Raw genomic sequence first — 13,941 nt, 5'->3', positions numbered from 1 at the left:
AAACGGTCAAGTGCTGGTGCTTCCCCCGTCCTTTGCCACTGCTTTTCCCGGTCGTTCGTAAGGTCTCAGGCCAGGGCGAGCGCGGCGTAGAGGGCCACCCCGGCGGTCAGGGCGTCCTCGTCCAGGCGCATCAGCGCCGAGTGGTTGGGGGCGGGGGTCTCCGCGCCCGGCGGGCGGGTGCCGAGCTGGAGCAGGGCTCCGGGGACCTTCGCCAGGATGTGGCCGAAGTCCTCGGAGGCGAAGGCGGGACGCTCCAGCGTGTGGACCCGGTCGGCGCCGATCAGCGCGGTGGCCGTCCCGAGGGCGAAGGAGGTCTGGGCCGGGTCGTTCACCGTGGGCGGGGCGACCGGTGACCACGTGACGTCCGCGGCGCAGCCGTGGGCCGAGGCGACCCCCTCGGCGACGTGCCGGACGAGGGCCATGGCGCGTTCGCGGCCGGTCGCGTCCATCGCGCGGACGCCGCCCTCCAGCACGGCCCGGTCGGCGACGACCCCGGGTGCCGTGCCCGCGTGACAGGTGCTCACCGCGACCTGCCAGGGGTGGGCGGGGTCGGCCGCCCGGGTGACGCGCGCGTGGAGCGTCTGCACGAAGGCGGTGGCCGCGCCCAGGACGTCGTCGGCCTCGTGGGGGCGGGAGGCGTGCCCGCCTCGCCCCGTGACGGTGACCGTGAACCGGTCGCTGGAGGCGAGCAGCCGCCCGGGGCGGCAGGCCACGTGACCGGAGGCCAGGGTGGGCGACTGGTGGAGGGCGAACGCCCGGTCGGGGGAGTGGTCGTTGAGCAGCCCCTCGCCGAGCATGGCCAGGCAGCCGCCGTACCCCTCCTCACCCGGCTGGAAGACGAGCACCGCCGTGCCGGCGAGCCGCTCGCGCCGCCGGGCGAGAACGTGCGCCGCTCCTGCCAGCATCGCGGTGTGCGCGTCGTGGCCGCAGGCGTGCATGGCCCCGGGCACGGTGCTCGCGTACGGCTCGCCCGACCGCTCGGTGATCGGCAGGGCGTCCATGTCCGCGCGGAGCAGTGTGGTGGGGCCGGGCAGTGCCCCCTCGATCCGCACCACCACCGAACTGCATGAACGTCCGGTCGTGGTGGTCAGGCCGAGCGGGGCCAGGGCCTGCAGCACGGCCGCCTGGGTGGCGGGCAGCGTCAGGCCGACCTCGGGCCGCCGGTGTACGGCGCGGCGGAGTCCGATGACGAGTTCGTGGACCTCCGAGGCCTCCTGGATGAGATTTCCAGGTACAGAAGGTACGGAAAGTATAGACAAGCGATACCTCTCATATGTATCTGTAGTTGCAACCTGATGCATCAGAAGTCTATGGTGCTTTTAACACATTTCCCGCCGTTTTGGTGGTAAATCATTAGGAGGTGCCGTGAGGCGCCCAATGTTGTTGATCAGCGCTGCCGGACTGGCAGTCGCCCTGCTCGCCGCCTGTGGTACCGAAGCGGAACCGAAGCCCGGCGCGAGCGCCGCGGAGGGTCCCGAGATCACCTTCCTGTACTCCCCGTACGCCGACTACGGCGCGTTCTTCCTCGCCGAGGACAAGGGCTACTTCGACAAGCAGGGCGTCAAGGTCAAGCTGGAGCCCAAGGGCGGTTCGTCCGGCGAGACGTTCCAGCTGGTCAGCGCGGGCAACGTCACCTCGGGCGGCGCCTCCTGGGGTGCCGGCCTGTTCAACGCGGTGAAGACGGGCGCCTCGCTCTCCGTCCTGGCCAGCGTCTCCCGCGTCCCGACCGAGGGCCGTGACCCGTCGCCGTTCATGGTCGGGGTCGACTCCGGCATCACCTCGGTGGCCGGGCTGAAGGGCAAGAAGGTCGGCGTCCCCGGCCCCGGCGGCTTCGGCGCCTACTCCGTGGCGCTCGCCCTGGCCACCGGGGGCCTGACCCTCAAGGACGTGGAGCTGGCCAACGTCAGCCCGCCCGACGTCGGCGCCGCGCTGGCCAACGGCGCCATCGACGCCGCCTGGACGATCGAGCCGCTCTCCACCGCCCTGGAGGACAAGAAGATCGCCACCCGGCTGGTCGAGCACCACGCCGCGGGCACCGAGCTCGGCGCCATCGTGTTCAACACCGACTTCGTGTCCAAGAACGAGGACGCCGTCGTCAAGTTCCTGACCGCCTACCTCAAGGCCGCCGACGAGCTCGCCAAGGGCGGCTGGAAGGACGCGGCGAACAAGGCCATCATCGCCAAGTACACCGACCTGCCCGTCGAGACGATCGACCGCATCGGCCTCACCGAGAACGACCCGACCGGCGCGATCGACTGGTCCTCGGTCGCCAAGCAGGAGGAGTTCTTCGCCAAGCAGGGTGACCTGGAGTACAAGGGAACGGCGGACGTCAAGTCCGTCTTCCGTCAGGACCTGCTGGACCGCGCACTCGCGGCCGCGAAGAATTGACGACCGTGAGCGCTCCCCCCATCGACCTCCGGGGCGTCTGGAAGGGCTTCCACGACGTCCGGCGGGACCAGACGGTGATCGCGGTCGAGGACGTCTCCTTCTCCGTCGGCCAGGGCGAGTTCGTGTGCCTCCTGGGTCCCTCGGGATGCGGGAAGAGCACCCTGCTGCGGATCCTCGCCGGTCTCGACCGCCAGGACCTCGGCGAGGTCGAGGTGGACGGCCACACCTCGGTCGTCTTCCAGGAACACGGCGTGTTCCCCTGGCTCAGCGTGGAGGAGAACGTCGGCTACCCGCTGAAGGTCCGCGGGGCCGGCCGGGCCGAGCGGCGGCGGCTGGTCGCCCCGCTGCTGGAGCTCACCGGCCTCACCGACTTCCGCGGCGCCTACCCGCACCAGCTCTCCGGCGGGATGCGCCAGCGCACCTCCGTCGCCAGGGCGCTGGCCGACGACGGCGAGATCCTGCTGATGGACGAGCCGTTCGGGGCCCTGGACGAGCAGACCAGGCTGGTCCTCCAGCAGGAGCTGCTGCGCATCTGGCAGGACAGCGGCAAGAGCGTCGTGTTCATCACCCACAGCGTCGACGAGGCGCTGACCCTCGCCGACCGGGTGCTGGTCATGTCCGCCCGGCCGGGCAGGATCCTGGCCGACGTGCCCGTGCCGTTCGGACGCCCGCGCGACATCCTGGAGCTGCGCAGGGACCCCCGCTACGGCGAGATCACCTACGAACTCTGGCGGCTGCTGCGCCAGGGGGCCGCCTCCGCCTCCCCGGACGACCCCGCGGATGTCCCCCCGGACACTCCGTCGAGCGCATCCCCGGACCAGGACGTCCCCACCCCCTCGGAGGTGAGGGCATGGTGAGCACGTCGCCTTCGCGGGAGCTTCTGGTGGGTCGGCTGCGGAGCGAGCGGTCCGGGCGGGTCGCCAGGATCGCCGGGCCCTTCACCCCGATCCTGCTGCTGCTCATCTGGGAGGTCGCGAGCCGGTCCGGCATGCTGGACGCCCGGTTCTTCCCGCCGCCGACCTCGATCGTCGGCACCTTCGCCGACCTCGTGGCGGCGGGAACGCTCCAGAGCCACGCGCTCGCCACGCTGAGCCGCGTGGGCGTGGGCCTGCTGCTCGGCGCGGTGCCCGGTCTCCTGCTCGGCATCGCCCTCGGCGCGGTTCCCCTGCTCCGCGCGCTGTTCGGGCCGATCTTCGCCAGCCTCCTGCCGATCCCCAAGATCGCGATTCTTCCCCTGCTGCTGCTCATCTTCGGCCTCGGCGAGGCGAGCAAGTGGGTGATCGTCGCCATCGGCGTCTTCTTCTACGTCTTCTACAACACGATGGGCGGCGTGCTCCAGATCCAGCCGATCTACTTCGACGTCGCCAAGAGCAGCGGCGCGAGCAGGTGGCGGACCTGGACCACCGTGGCGCTCCCCGCCGCGCTCCCCAGCATCTTCACCGGTCTCAAGCTCTCCGTGGGCGGCGCCTTCGTGATCATCGCGGCCTCGGAGTTCGTCGGGTCCCGCACCGGCATCGGCTACCTGATCTGGAGTGCCTGGGGCACCCTCTCCGTCGCCAAGATGTACGTCGGCATCGTGACGATCTCTCTGCTCGGCTACCTGGCCGGGCTGCTGGTCGCCTTGCTCGAACGCCGTCTTGTCCCCTGGTCACGCCAGTGACCCCGATTCAGAGCGAGGTCCTTTGATGTACGCGCGTTACAGCACGCTGGAGTTCGACGCCGGCAAGCGCGCCGAGGTGGTCGGCTACTTCGGGGCGGAGGGTACGGCGGGCCCGTCGGGCCGGCCCGGCTGGCGCGGCTCCGTCGTACTGGAGTCCGAGGTCCCCGGCCGCCTGCGCACGGTCACCTTCTGGGACTCGGCCCAGCATTTCACCAACTTCCACTCCGGCCAGGCCCACTCCGGCATCAACAACAGCTTCGCCGACCTCGGCGTCCGGGTCACCGAGCGGGAGGGGGCCGACACCGTACTGCCCCCGATCATCGCCGGTGGCCACGTGCGCGCGGTCACCGTGCGGATCGCCGCCGAGCGGCGGCCCCGGGTGGAGGAGTTCTGGCGGGAGCGGGGCCGGCCGCTCATCCTGCGCCAGCCGGGAGCGATCCGGGCCGAGGCGTTCTGGACCGGTGAGGAGTTCACCCTGCTCATGGAGTGGGTCGACGAGGCCGCCGCCGCGGCGTTCGTGACGGGGGACGACCACGTCGAGTTCGCCGACGGCATGGGCACCGGCCCCGAGGACGTGGTGTCACGGCGGGGCATGAACCGGATCAGCGCATGATCGACGCCCGTCGCGACGGGGGCGCGGCGGGGCTCCGGGAAAGCGTCTACGCCAACCTGCGCCGCCGCATCCTCGTCTGTGATCTGCTCCCCGGCCACCCCCTGGACATCGGTGACCTGGCCGCGGAGTTCGGCACCTCGCGGACCCCGGTCCGCGACGCGCTGCACCGGCTCTCCCACGAGAACCTCGTGGAGATCTCCCCGCGCAGCCAGACCCGGGTCGCGCCGGTCACCCTGCAGGATCTGATCGACCTGCTCAACCTGCGCGAGGCCATCGGCCCGATGGCGGCCAGGCTGGCCGCGCAGTCCCCACCGGCCGAGCTGGAGAAGCTCTCCGACGAGACGGAGTTCGGGTACGGCCTGGCCGGCGACTCCTCCTCGGTGCTCTCGGCCTCGCACCTGTTCCACTGCACGATCGCCCGGCTGTCCGGCAACGTCCGGCTGCACCGCATCACCGAGAGCCTGTTCGAGGACCTCGAACGGATCCTCCGGCTCTGCTCGGCGCGTCCGCTGGAGCCCGGCGAACCCCTCGACGATCATCGCAAGCTTCTCGACGCCTTGCGTGACCGCGACGGGAAGCGGGCCGCGGAGATCGAGTTGCGGCACATACGGAAGGCGCGCGAGGTGGTCATCCGTCTCGCTCTCGACTCCGGGGTGTTCGCCAACCAGCGCCTGCACTCCTGAATTCCCCTATTGAAAGGCAGTTCGATGTCCAAGATCGGTGTTGGCCTCCTCGGTGTGGCCGGCAAGACCCCCTTCGCCTATATCGGTCAGCGCGGCCTCGGCCTGTTCGGCGATCACCCGTGGTTCGACGTGCGGGCGATCATCGCCGACGACCCCGCCGACGTGGGCCGCACGCTCGGCGAGGCCGTGGCCGACCGCTGGCTGCTGGACGAGCCCCTCCCCGTGAAGTGGGCCGACGTCCGCCTGGTCGGCATCGACGGCCCCGCGCTGCGCGAGGCCGGAGTCAGCCTGGTGCTTTCCGGCCTGCCGGGTCCGCACGCCCGCGAACTCGACCCGCAGCTCGCCGCCTTGGGCTTCGGCGTGATCAGCGAGTCGGGGGGACTCCGCCTGGAGGACGACGTCCCGCTGGTCGTCCCCGAGATCAACCCCGGGCATCTCGCGCTGGTCAAGAGCCAGGCGGCCACCCGTGGCTACGACCGGGGCTTCCTCGTCGCCAGCCCGCTCTGCACCGCGGTCATCGTCGGCCTCGCCGCCAAGCCGCTGCAGGACGCCTACGGCGTGCGCTCGCTGGTGACCACGACCATGCAGGCGCTGTCGGGCGCGGGCAAGAGCGGCGTGGCCGCGCTCCAGGTGATCGACAACCTGATCCCGTACATCTCCGACGAGGAGCAGAAGCTCGACTCCGAGCTGGCGAAGATCTTCGGCACCCTGCAGGGCGACCGCGTCGTGCCCTGGAGCGCGCCCATGGCCTCGACCTGCACCCGCGTCCCGGTACGGGACGGTCACACCGCGGTCCTCTCGGCGGGCCTGGGCGCCACCGCGTCCGCCGCGGAGATCGCCGAGGTTCTCGGCTCCTTCGCCGGGAACGCCGCCGAGTACAAGCTGCCCTCCGCCCCCGGCAGGCTGATCGCGGTCCGCGACGAGCCCGACCGCCCCCAGCCGTTCCTGGACCGGGACGCGGGCGGCGGCCGTACCGTCAGCGTCGGCCGGATCCGCACCCACGAGGCTCTGGAGTCGGGGGTCTCCCTCGTCGCGGTCGGCCACAACCACGACCGGGGCACCGTCGGCAACGCCCTGCTTCTCACCGAGCTGGTCGCGGCGGCCGGGCTGATCGGCCCGGCGTGACCCTGGCCGCGGCCGGGCAGGCGCGGGCACTCCTTTCGGGGGTGCTCGCGCCCTACCCCGACGACCGGACGCTGGTGGCCGAGGCGCTGGTCTCCGCGCACCTGCACGGCCATCCGGAGTTCGGGCTCCCGCTGCTCGACCGGGAGCTCACCGGACCCGGATCCCGGTGCGCCGTGCCGGCGCTCCGGGGGGCGGGAGCCGTACGCACCCTGGACGCGCTCGGTGTGCCCGGCCCCGTCGCGATGGCGGCGGCCGTCCGGCACGCCGGGCGGATCGCCGGTGAGCTGGGCGTCGGGCTGGTCGCGGCACGGTCGGTGACCGGGACGGGCCGGCTCGCCCCCTACGTCGCCGCGCAGGCACGAGCCGGCCGGGTCGCACTGCTCCTCGCGCATGCCCCGCGCACGGTCGCCCCGCACGGCGGGCACACCCCCGTCCTGGGCACGAACCCGATGGCCTACGCGCTTCCACGGGCGGACGGCCGGGTTCTGGTCGCCGACTTCGCCACCGCGGCGATGACCCAGGCCGGCCTGGGCAGGCACCGCTCCCGGGGAGAGGAACTGCCCGCCGGGGTGGCCGTCGGCGCGGACGGCGGCGCGGTGACCGACGCCGCCGCCGTGCACGCGCTGCTCCCGGCGGGGGGACTCCTGGGCACCCTCACCGGCCTGCTCGTCGAGTCCGTCGCGGGCGCCCTCCTCGACCAGCGTGACGGCGCGACCGGACGGGGGGTCGTCGCCCTGGTCGTCGACCCCGCCTTCCTCGACGCCGCCGAGGGGCTGGTCGGCCGGGTCGAGGCGCTCTGCCTCGAACTCGGTACGGCGGGCGGCCACGTGCCGGGCTCCACCGAGGGGACGCGTTCCGGGGACGTGATCGACGTCGACGACGAGGTGTGGTCGCGCCTGCGGGACCACGCGGCCCGGTACGGCTGAGCGGGCCGCCGCCGGGGTGACCCGCCGATCCGCTCAGAGGGAGGTGTTGTCGCGATCCCAGACGAGTTTGTCGATCACGTCGACGACCCCGCTGACCTTCCTGGTCATCCATACGGCGATCTCGGTGTCCTTGCGCAGGGACATCCGTCCGCTCAGCGTCACCACGCTGTTCCTGACCTCGACGTGGACACGCGAGGTGTCCATCCACAGCGACCGCGTCAGGACGTCCAGGCGCACCTCGCGTTCGATGTCCTCATCGGATCGGATGAACACCTTCAGCAGGTCACGGCGGCTGACGACGCCCACCAGGCGGCCGCGGTCGTCCACCACCGGCAGTCGCTTGATGCCGTGATCGGCCATCAGGCGTCCGGCGATCACCACCGGCGCGTCCATCGAGACGGTGATCGCGGGAACGGTCATCAGCTCCCGGGCCACGCCCCTGCCCCTACCTCCGGCGTGGCCCGTGTCCGTCTCCGTGTCCGGCTTCCGGTCCGGTCCGGGCCGCTCCCTCGCCTCCCTCTCCCCACGCAGTAGATCGGCCTCGGAGACGACACCGATCACCCGGTTCTCGCCGTCCACCACCGGCACCGCGCTCACCGCGTGGCTGAGCAGCGCCTCTGCGATCTCCTTGAGGCAGGCGTTCTCGCCGACCGAGATCACCCGCCTGGTCATGACGTCATTGACGGTGACACGCATCTCTGCCTCCCAGCGTGCGCGCGGGGCGGACGCGGCGGACCGGTCATCCGAGCCGCCTGCGCAGGGACGACGGCGGTGCGACCGCGGGGGCCAGCCGTATCCGCACGTCCACGGCGACCGCCCCGCCCGGGCTGGCGATCACCGGGTTCAGGTCGAGCTCGGCCACCTCCGGCAGGTCGTTCAGGAGCCGCCCGACGCCGACGATCTGCTCCCGCAGCGCGCCGGTGTCGGCCCGCGGGCGCCCCCGGTATCCGGAGAGCAGCGGCGCGCAGCGCAGTTCGGCGAGCATCGCCGCCGCGCCCCGATCGTCGACCGGCGGCACCCGGAAGGAGCGGTCGGGCAGCAGCTCGGCGGTGACCCCGCCCATGCCGACCATCAGCAGGGGGCCGAAGGCGTCGTAGGCGACACCGCCGATGATGATCTCGACGCCCGCCGTGACCGCCGGCTGGACGACGGCGCCGGTCATGGCCGGTCCGATCGTGCCGGCCATCTCTCGATAGGCGCGCCGGACCTCGTCCGGCGTGCCGAGGCCGGTACGGACGCCCCCGACGTCGCTCTTGTGCACCAGGTCCGGGCCGGTGGCCTTGAGCACGGCCGGAAACCCGACCGTCACGGCCGCCGCCGCCGCGCCGTCCGCCCCGTCGGTCGCGATCGACTCCACGACGCGAACCCCGTAGCAGCCCAGCAGGCGGGCGGCGCCGTCGTGGTCGAGCCACCGGCCGTGCGGGTACCGTGCCAGCTCCGCCTCGACGAGGCCCCTCGCTGTGGCGGTGTCCGCCCGTCCCGGCTCGGCGGCCGGCGTCCGCGGCGAGGCGCGCCAGGACGCGTAGTCCACCGCGTGCCGCAGCGCCTGCACGGCCTGCTCGGGGTAGGCGTAGCAGGGCACCCGCCCCTCCAGCAGGCCGTCGTGCCCGGTGACGCACGCGAGCACGGTCTTACTCGTCGCGGCCGTCGCGGAGACGATGGCCCGCCGCGTGGTGGACAGCCCGGAGCCGAACGGCGGCGTGTAGACGACCAGCACGCTGTCCACACCCGGATCGGCCAGGACGGTCTCGACGGCGAACGCCAGGTCCCGCGCGCTGCCGTCGGTGGTGAGATCGACGGGGTTGCCGACGGCCGCGGACGCCCGCAGCCGGGAGCGCAGCCGTCCGCGCGTGACGGGGGTCAGTTCGGGGACCGGCAGGCCCCGCCGTTCGGCGGCGTCGGCGGCGAGGATCTGTGGCCCGCCGGAGTTGCCGACGACGGCCACCCTCGGCCCCCTCGGCAGCGGCTGGGCGGCCAGCAGCCGCGCCGTGTCGAGCATGTCCTGGACGGTGTCCACCCGGATGACCCCCGAGGCCCTCAGCAGGGTCTCCACCGCCACATCCGTGCCCGCGGCGGACGCGGTGTGCGAGCGGACCGCCCGCTCTCCCGAGCCGCCCCGGCCGCTTTTGATCACGATGATCGGTTTGCGCCTGCTCACCCGCCGGGCGATACGGCCGAAGCGGCGCGGGTTGCCGAACGACTCCAGATACAGGGCGATGACGCCGGTCGCCGGGTCGTCCTCCCAGTACTCCAGCAGGTCGTTCCCGCTGACGTCGGCCTTGTTGCCGACCGAGGCGAAACAGGAGACACCCATCCCCAGGTCGGTCGCCCGGTTGATCAGGGCGACCGCGACCGCCCCGGACTGCGACATCAGCGCCAGGGGCCCGGGAACGGGCGAGGTGGGCAGAGAACTGGCGTTGAGCCGGGCCCCGGTGCTGACGACGCCGAGGCAGTTGGGGCCGACCAGCCGCATGCCGCCCTCCCGGCAGATCCTCAGCAGCTCGTCCTCGGCGGCCGCCCGACCGGCCTCGGCGAACCCGGCCGTGACAACGACGAGGCCGCGCACGCCGTGATCGGCGCAGTCGCGGGCGACCTGTGGCACCGTGTGCGCCGGGGTCGCGATGACCGCCAGGTCCACCGGGCCGGGGATCTCCGTGACGGCCGGGTAGGCGGGCAGGCCGCGCAGTGTGGCCGCGTGCGGGTTGACCGGGTAGACGGGGCCGGGGAAGCCGCCGGCGAGGAGGTTGCGCAGGATCCGGTGACCGACCCCGCCCGGGGCGCGGCCGGCGCCGATCACGGCGACCGACTCCGGATGGAACAGTCGCGCCAGCGAGGCCGACGCCGCCTGGTGCGCGCGCTCCTCCACCCTTTCCAGCAGGCCGGGGGTGGGCCGGGGGTCCATCCTGATCTCGACCGATCCGTCGCCGAACACCCGTCTGGTGTCCAGCCCGATGTCGTCCAGGACCCGCAGCATGGGACGGTTCTCGGCGAGCACGTCGGCGACCAGTTCCCGCACGCCCCCGTCGGCCGCGTCCAGCGCCAGGTGTTCCAGCAGCAGGGTGCCCAGGCCGTGACGGTGCATCTCGTCGTCGATCAGGATGGCGACCTCGGCGTCGGCCCCGTCGCCGGGGATGTACTCCGCCACCCCCACCAGCCGGCCGTGGGCCAGCGCCACCAGCGCGTGCCCCCGGTAGTCACGTGCGGTGACGCGGTCCATGTAGGCGTGCGCGGTGGCCGTGCCGCCGGTGAAGAAACGCAGGTAGGCCGAGTGCTCCGACGATCTGTCGACCAGTTCGTGCAGCTGGGCGTGATCCTCCGGACGCAGCGGCCGGATGTGCGCGATGTCGCCTTCGCGTAGCAGGACGTCGCACTCGCCGCGGCCGATTCGCCTCATATCAGCAGCCTGAGGCATCGCCGTGACGGCACCCAGGGTCCAAGTGCCCTTTTGACAGGGACTGTCGGCTCTATGGGGTGTTCTGTGGATTTACAGCTACCGCGGCCGGCCGGGCGGTTCCGGCCGGTCGACGACAGGGCCGGTGCCGCCACCGGGGGCGGGACGCGTGACGGGACCCGGGGCCGGACCTGCGAGGGGACCACCGGCGGGACTGCCGGGACCACCGCCGGGGCCGCTGGGCAGTGGGCCCGGGTGGCTGAAGCGGGAGGCCCGGCGCTGCACGCGATGGAGGTGGCCGCGGCGGCGGATGACGGGCAGCCGCCCGCCGGCCTCGGCGAAGAACGTCTTCTTGGCGAACTCGATCAGGACCAGGTAGGCGACGACCATGCCGGCCAGGGCGAGAAAGAACGCGAGCGGTAGCGCGGTGAAACCCAGTTCGGGCGCGAGCGGCGACAGCGGCAGCAGGACCCCCACGGTGACGACGCTCAGCGCGGCGACCAGTAACGGCCGGCTCGGCCGGCTCCGCAGGAACGGGACCCGCCGCGTACGGATCGCGAAGATGATCAGAGTCTGGGTCGCGAGGGACTCCACGAACCAGCCGGAACGGAACAGATCCGGGCCGGCGTGGAAGAACCCCAGCATGATCGCGAAGGTGAGGAAGTCGAACAGGGAGCTGATCGGGCCGAAGAACATCATGAACCGGCGGATGAAACCGATGTCCCAGTGCGAGGGGGCCCGGAGCTGCTCGGGGTCGACGTGGTCGGTGGGGATGGTCAGCTGACTGGTGTCGTAGAGGAGGTTGTTCAGCAGGATCTGGCCCGGAAGCATCGGGAGGAAACTCAGCACCGCCGAGGCGGAGGCGGCGCTGAACATGTTGCCGAAGTTGCTTGAGGTGCCCATCAGCGCGTACTTGATGGTGTTGGCGAAGATGCGCCGTCCCTCGGCGACCCCGTCGGCCAGGACCCCGAGGTCCTTGTCCAGCAGGACGACGTCGGCGGCGTCCTTGGCGATGTCGGTGGCGCTGTCCACCGAGACGCCGACGTCGGCGGCGTGCAGCGCGAGCGCGTCGTTGACCCCGTCGCCGAGGAAGCCAACCGCCCGGCCGCGCCGGCGCATCAGCCGTATCAGCCGCGCCTTCTGCTCAGGGGAGACCCGGGCGAAGATCGTGGCGTTCTCGGCGGCCGCGATGAGCGCGTCGTCGTCCAGCTCGGCGATGTCCCCACCGGTCAGGGTGCCGCCGGAGACCAGGCCCAGGTCGGCGCAGACCTTCTCGGCCACCAGCGGATTGTCGCCGGTGGCGATCTTCACGGTGACGCCGAGTTCGGCCAGGCGGCGCAGCGAGCCGGCCGCGGCGGCCTTGGGCCGGTCCAGGAACACCAGGAATCCGGCCAGGGTCAGGTCGCGTTCGTCGGACGGGGTCGGGGCGGCCTGCCCGGAAGCGGCCCCGGTGGCGACGGCCACCACCCGGCTGCCCTCGGCGAACCGGGCCCGCAGGGTCTTGGCGGCCTCGACCGGTACGTTCCGGCAACGGCTCAGGACGGCCTCGGGCGCCCCCTTGGTGACCAGCGTCCGAGCACCGTCCGGGCCGCTCAGCAGGGCGGTGGTCATCCGCCGGTCATGATCGAACGGCAGCAGCCCGAGCCTGCGGTAGGAGCCCGCGGGCTGTGCCCCGGCGCCTGGCGCCCGCCACAGGGCGGTGTCCAGCGGGTTGCCCCCGACCGCCCCCGCACCGGCGACCGCCGGATCCGCCTCGGTCGCCAGCAGCCCGAGCAGCAGCACCCGATCGTCCTCGCCGCCGTCCGGGGCCAGGGCCGCGACGAAGTCGATCCGGCCCTCCGTCAGGGTGCCGGTCTTATCGGTGACCAGGACGTCCATGTCGCCCAGGTCCTCGATGCAGACGAGCCTCTTGACCAGCACCCTGTGCCGGGCGAGCTGCCGGGAACCGGCCGCGAGGCTGGTGCTGACCACGGCGGGCAGCAATTGCGGGGTGATCCCGACGGCGATCGCCAGGGAGAACAGCAGCGACTCGACCAGTGGGCGGCGCAGGACCAGGTTCGTCACCAGGATCAGGAAGGTCAGCACCATCGCGACCTGGAGCAGCAGCACCGAGAAATGACGGAGCCCGGCCTGGAAGTCGGTCTCGGGCTGCCGCTCTCCCAGCCCCAGCGCGATGCGGCCGAACTCCGCCCGGCCACCGGTCGCGACCACCACCCCGGCGCCGGTTCCCGCCCGCACCACCGTTCCCATCAGGGCGCAGCGGCTCGGCTCCGCCGGCTCCGCGCCGGACAGGACGGGTGCCACGGTCTTGCTCACCGGCAGCGACTCCCCGGTCAGCACGCTCTCGTCGCACTCCAGGCCGGACGCCGACAGCAGTCGCAGGTCCGCGGGGACGATCGAGCCCAGCGTCAGCCGGACCACGTCGCCGGGGACCAGGACGGTGACGTCGACCTCGGTGGGCCGCCCGTCGCGCAGCGCCACAACGGTGTGCCTGACCTGCGAGTGCAGCGCCTGGGTCGCCCGTTCGGCCCGGTACTCGTTGGCGAAGCCCAGTCCCACACTGGCCGCCAGGATGACCCCGATGATCACCGCGTCGGTGCCGTTGCCCAGGAAGAACGAGATGACCGCGGTCACCGCCAGCAGGATCAGCACCGCGTTGCGCAGCTGCCGGCCCAGCACCCGGAGCGCCCGCGCGTGGTGGGTGCGCACCGCGTTCGGGCCGCAGACGGCCAGTCGCCGCACGGCCTCCGCACTCGACAGTCCCGTCTCGGTGGCGTCCAGCCGGTCGAGCACCCGCTCGGCGGGCAACGAGGCCGCCTCGCCGGCGAGCAGGCCCACCGGAGATCTTCCGCCCGCCGTGCTCACCGCCCCCGCCCGGTGCGCGGCCGGCGTCGGCGTCGGTACCGGGAAAGGACGACCGTCATCGTTCATCTCACCTCCCCTGGGCGTCGTGTGCCGCCGTGCGGGGCATACCCGGCGCCTCCACCCCCAGCAGATCATCGGCGGCCCGGGCGGCTCACCGGCCGAAGGACACCATCCCCGGGGACCTTCGGCACCCGTCCCCTTCGGCACCCGTCCGCGCCGGTTCCTGTCTCCAGCGGTCCCCGTCCCCAGCGGGCAGAGGATCGACCCTCGGCGGCGGGAGACCGCCGAAC

11 protein-coding genes are annotated in these 13,941 nt (G+C 72.4%); 7 read left to right on the top strand and 4 right to left on the bottom strand.

What is annotated here, in order from left to right; translation table 11 throughout:
- Positions 1 to 65 precede the first annotated feature (65 nt).
- Positions 66 to 1,259, bottom strand: a complete 1,194-nt coding sequence (locus ACWEF2_RS01255) for a M20 metallopeptidase family protein (protein WP_453810993.1) — start codon at positions 1,257 to 1,259, stop codon at positions 66 to 68.
- Between the two features lie 106 nt (positions 1,260 to 1,365).
- Here ACWEF2_RS01255 and ACWEF2_RS01250 point away from each other — a divergent pair, with 106 nt between their 5' ends.
- Genes ACWEF2_RS01250 through ACWEF2_RS01220 form a run of 7 tightly spaced genes read left to right on the top strand, consistent with a single transcriptional unit; the run spans position 1,366 to position 7,395 of the window.
- Positions 1,366 to 2,388, top strand: a complete 1,023-nt coding sequence (locus tag ACWEF2_RS01250) for an ABC transporter substrate-binding protein (RefSeq protein ID WP_453810992.1) — start codon at positions 1,366 to 1,368, stop codon at positions 2,386 to 2,388.
- A gap of 5 nt (positions 2,389 to 2,393) precedes the next feature.
- On the top strand, positions 2,394 to 3,245 hold the full coding sequence (locus ACWEF2_RS01245; protein WP_453810991.1) for an ABC transporter ATP-binding protein: 852 nt from the start codon (positions 2,394 to 2,396) through the stop codon (positions 3,243 to 3,245).
- Positions 3,239 to 4,048, top strand: coding sequence for an ABC transporter permease (locus ACWEF2_RS01240; protein WP_453810990.1), 810 nt, complete (start codon positions 3,239 to 3,241; stop codon positions 4,046 to 4,048). The genes ACWEF2_RS01245 and ACWEF2_RS01240 overlap by 7 nt, the downstream gene beginning before the upstream one ends.
- Before the next feature lie 25 nt (positions 4,049 to 4,073).
- Positions 4,074 to 4,661: an antibiotic biosynthesis monooxygenase family protein gene (locus ACWEF2_RS01235; RefSeq protein ID WP_453810989.1), complete on the top strand. Its 588-nt coding sequence runs from the start codon at positions 4,074 to 4,076 to the stop codon at positions 4,659 to 4,661.
- Positions 4,658 to 5,344 carry a GntR family transcriptional regulator gene (locus ACWEF2_RS01230; RefSeq protein ID WP_453810988.1) on the top strand — a complete coding sequence of 229 codons (687 nt, stop codon included), beginning with the start codon at positions 4,658 to 4,660 and terminating at the stop codon, positions 5,342 to 5,344. Before ACWEF2_RS01235 ends, ACWEF2_RS01230 begins: the two co-directional genes overlap by 4 nt.
- 24 nt (positions 5,345 to 5,368) lie before the next feature.
- Positions 5,369 to 6,469, top strand: coding sequence for an aspartate-semialdehyde dehydrogenase (locus ACWEF2_RS01225; protein WP_453810987.1), 1,101 nt, complete (start codon positions 5,369 to 5,371; stop codon positions 6,467 to 6,469).
- Entirely contained in the window at positions 6,466 to 7,395 is a 930-nt protein-coding gene (locus tag ACWEF2_RS01220) for an Ldh family oxidoreductase (RefSeq protein ID WP_453810986.1), read from the top strand. The genes ACWEF2_RS01225 and ACWEF2_RS01220 overlap by 4 nt, the downstream gene beginning before the upstream one ends.
- 33 nt (positions 7,396 to 7,428) lie before the next feature.
- On the opposite strand, the gene ACWEF2_RS01215 is transcribed toward ACWEF2_RS01220, so the two are convergent.
- The 3 genes from ACWEF2_RS01215 to mgtA form a co-directional block, all read right to left on the bottom strand.
- Positions 7,429 to 8,091, bottom strand: a complete 663-nt coding sequence (locus tag ACWEF2_RS01215; RefSeq protein WP_453810985.1) for a CBS domain-containing protein — start codon at positions 8,089 to 8,091, stop codon at positions 7,429 to 7,431.
- A 43-nt stretch (positions 8,092 to 8,134) separates the two neighbouring features.
- Complete coding sequence (locus ACWEF2_RS01210; protein WP_453810984.1) at positions 8,135 to 10,789, bottom strand: bifunctional acetate--CoA ligase family protein/GNAT family N-acetyltransferase; 2,655 nt, start codon at positions 10,787 to 10,789, stop codon at positions 8,135 to 8,137.
- A gap of 96 nt (positions 10,790 to 10,885) precedes the next feature.
- Entirely contained in the window at positions 10,886 to 13,624 is a 2,739-nt protein-coding gene (gene mgtA, locus ACWEF2_RS01205; RefSeq protein ID WP_453810983.1) for a magnesium-translocating P-type ATPase, read from the bottom strand.
- Between the last annotated feature and the right edge of the window lie 317 nt (positions 13,625 to 13,941).

Source organism: Streptosporangium sp. NPDC004631 (assembly GCF_053601935.1).
Note: the sequence above shows the minus strand (reverse complement) of the source record. Positions and strands in the feature narration are given on the sequence as shown.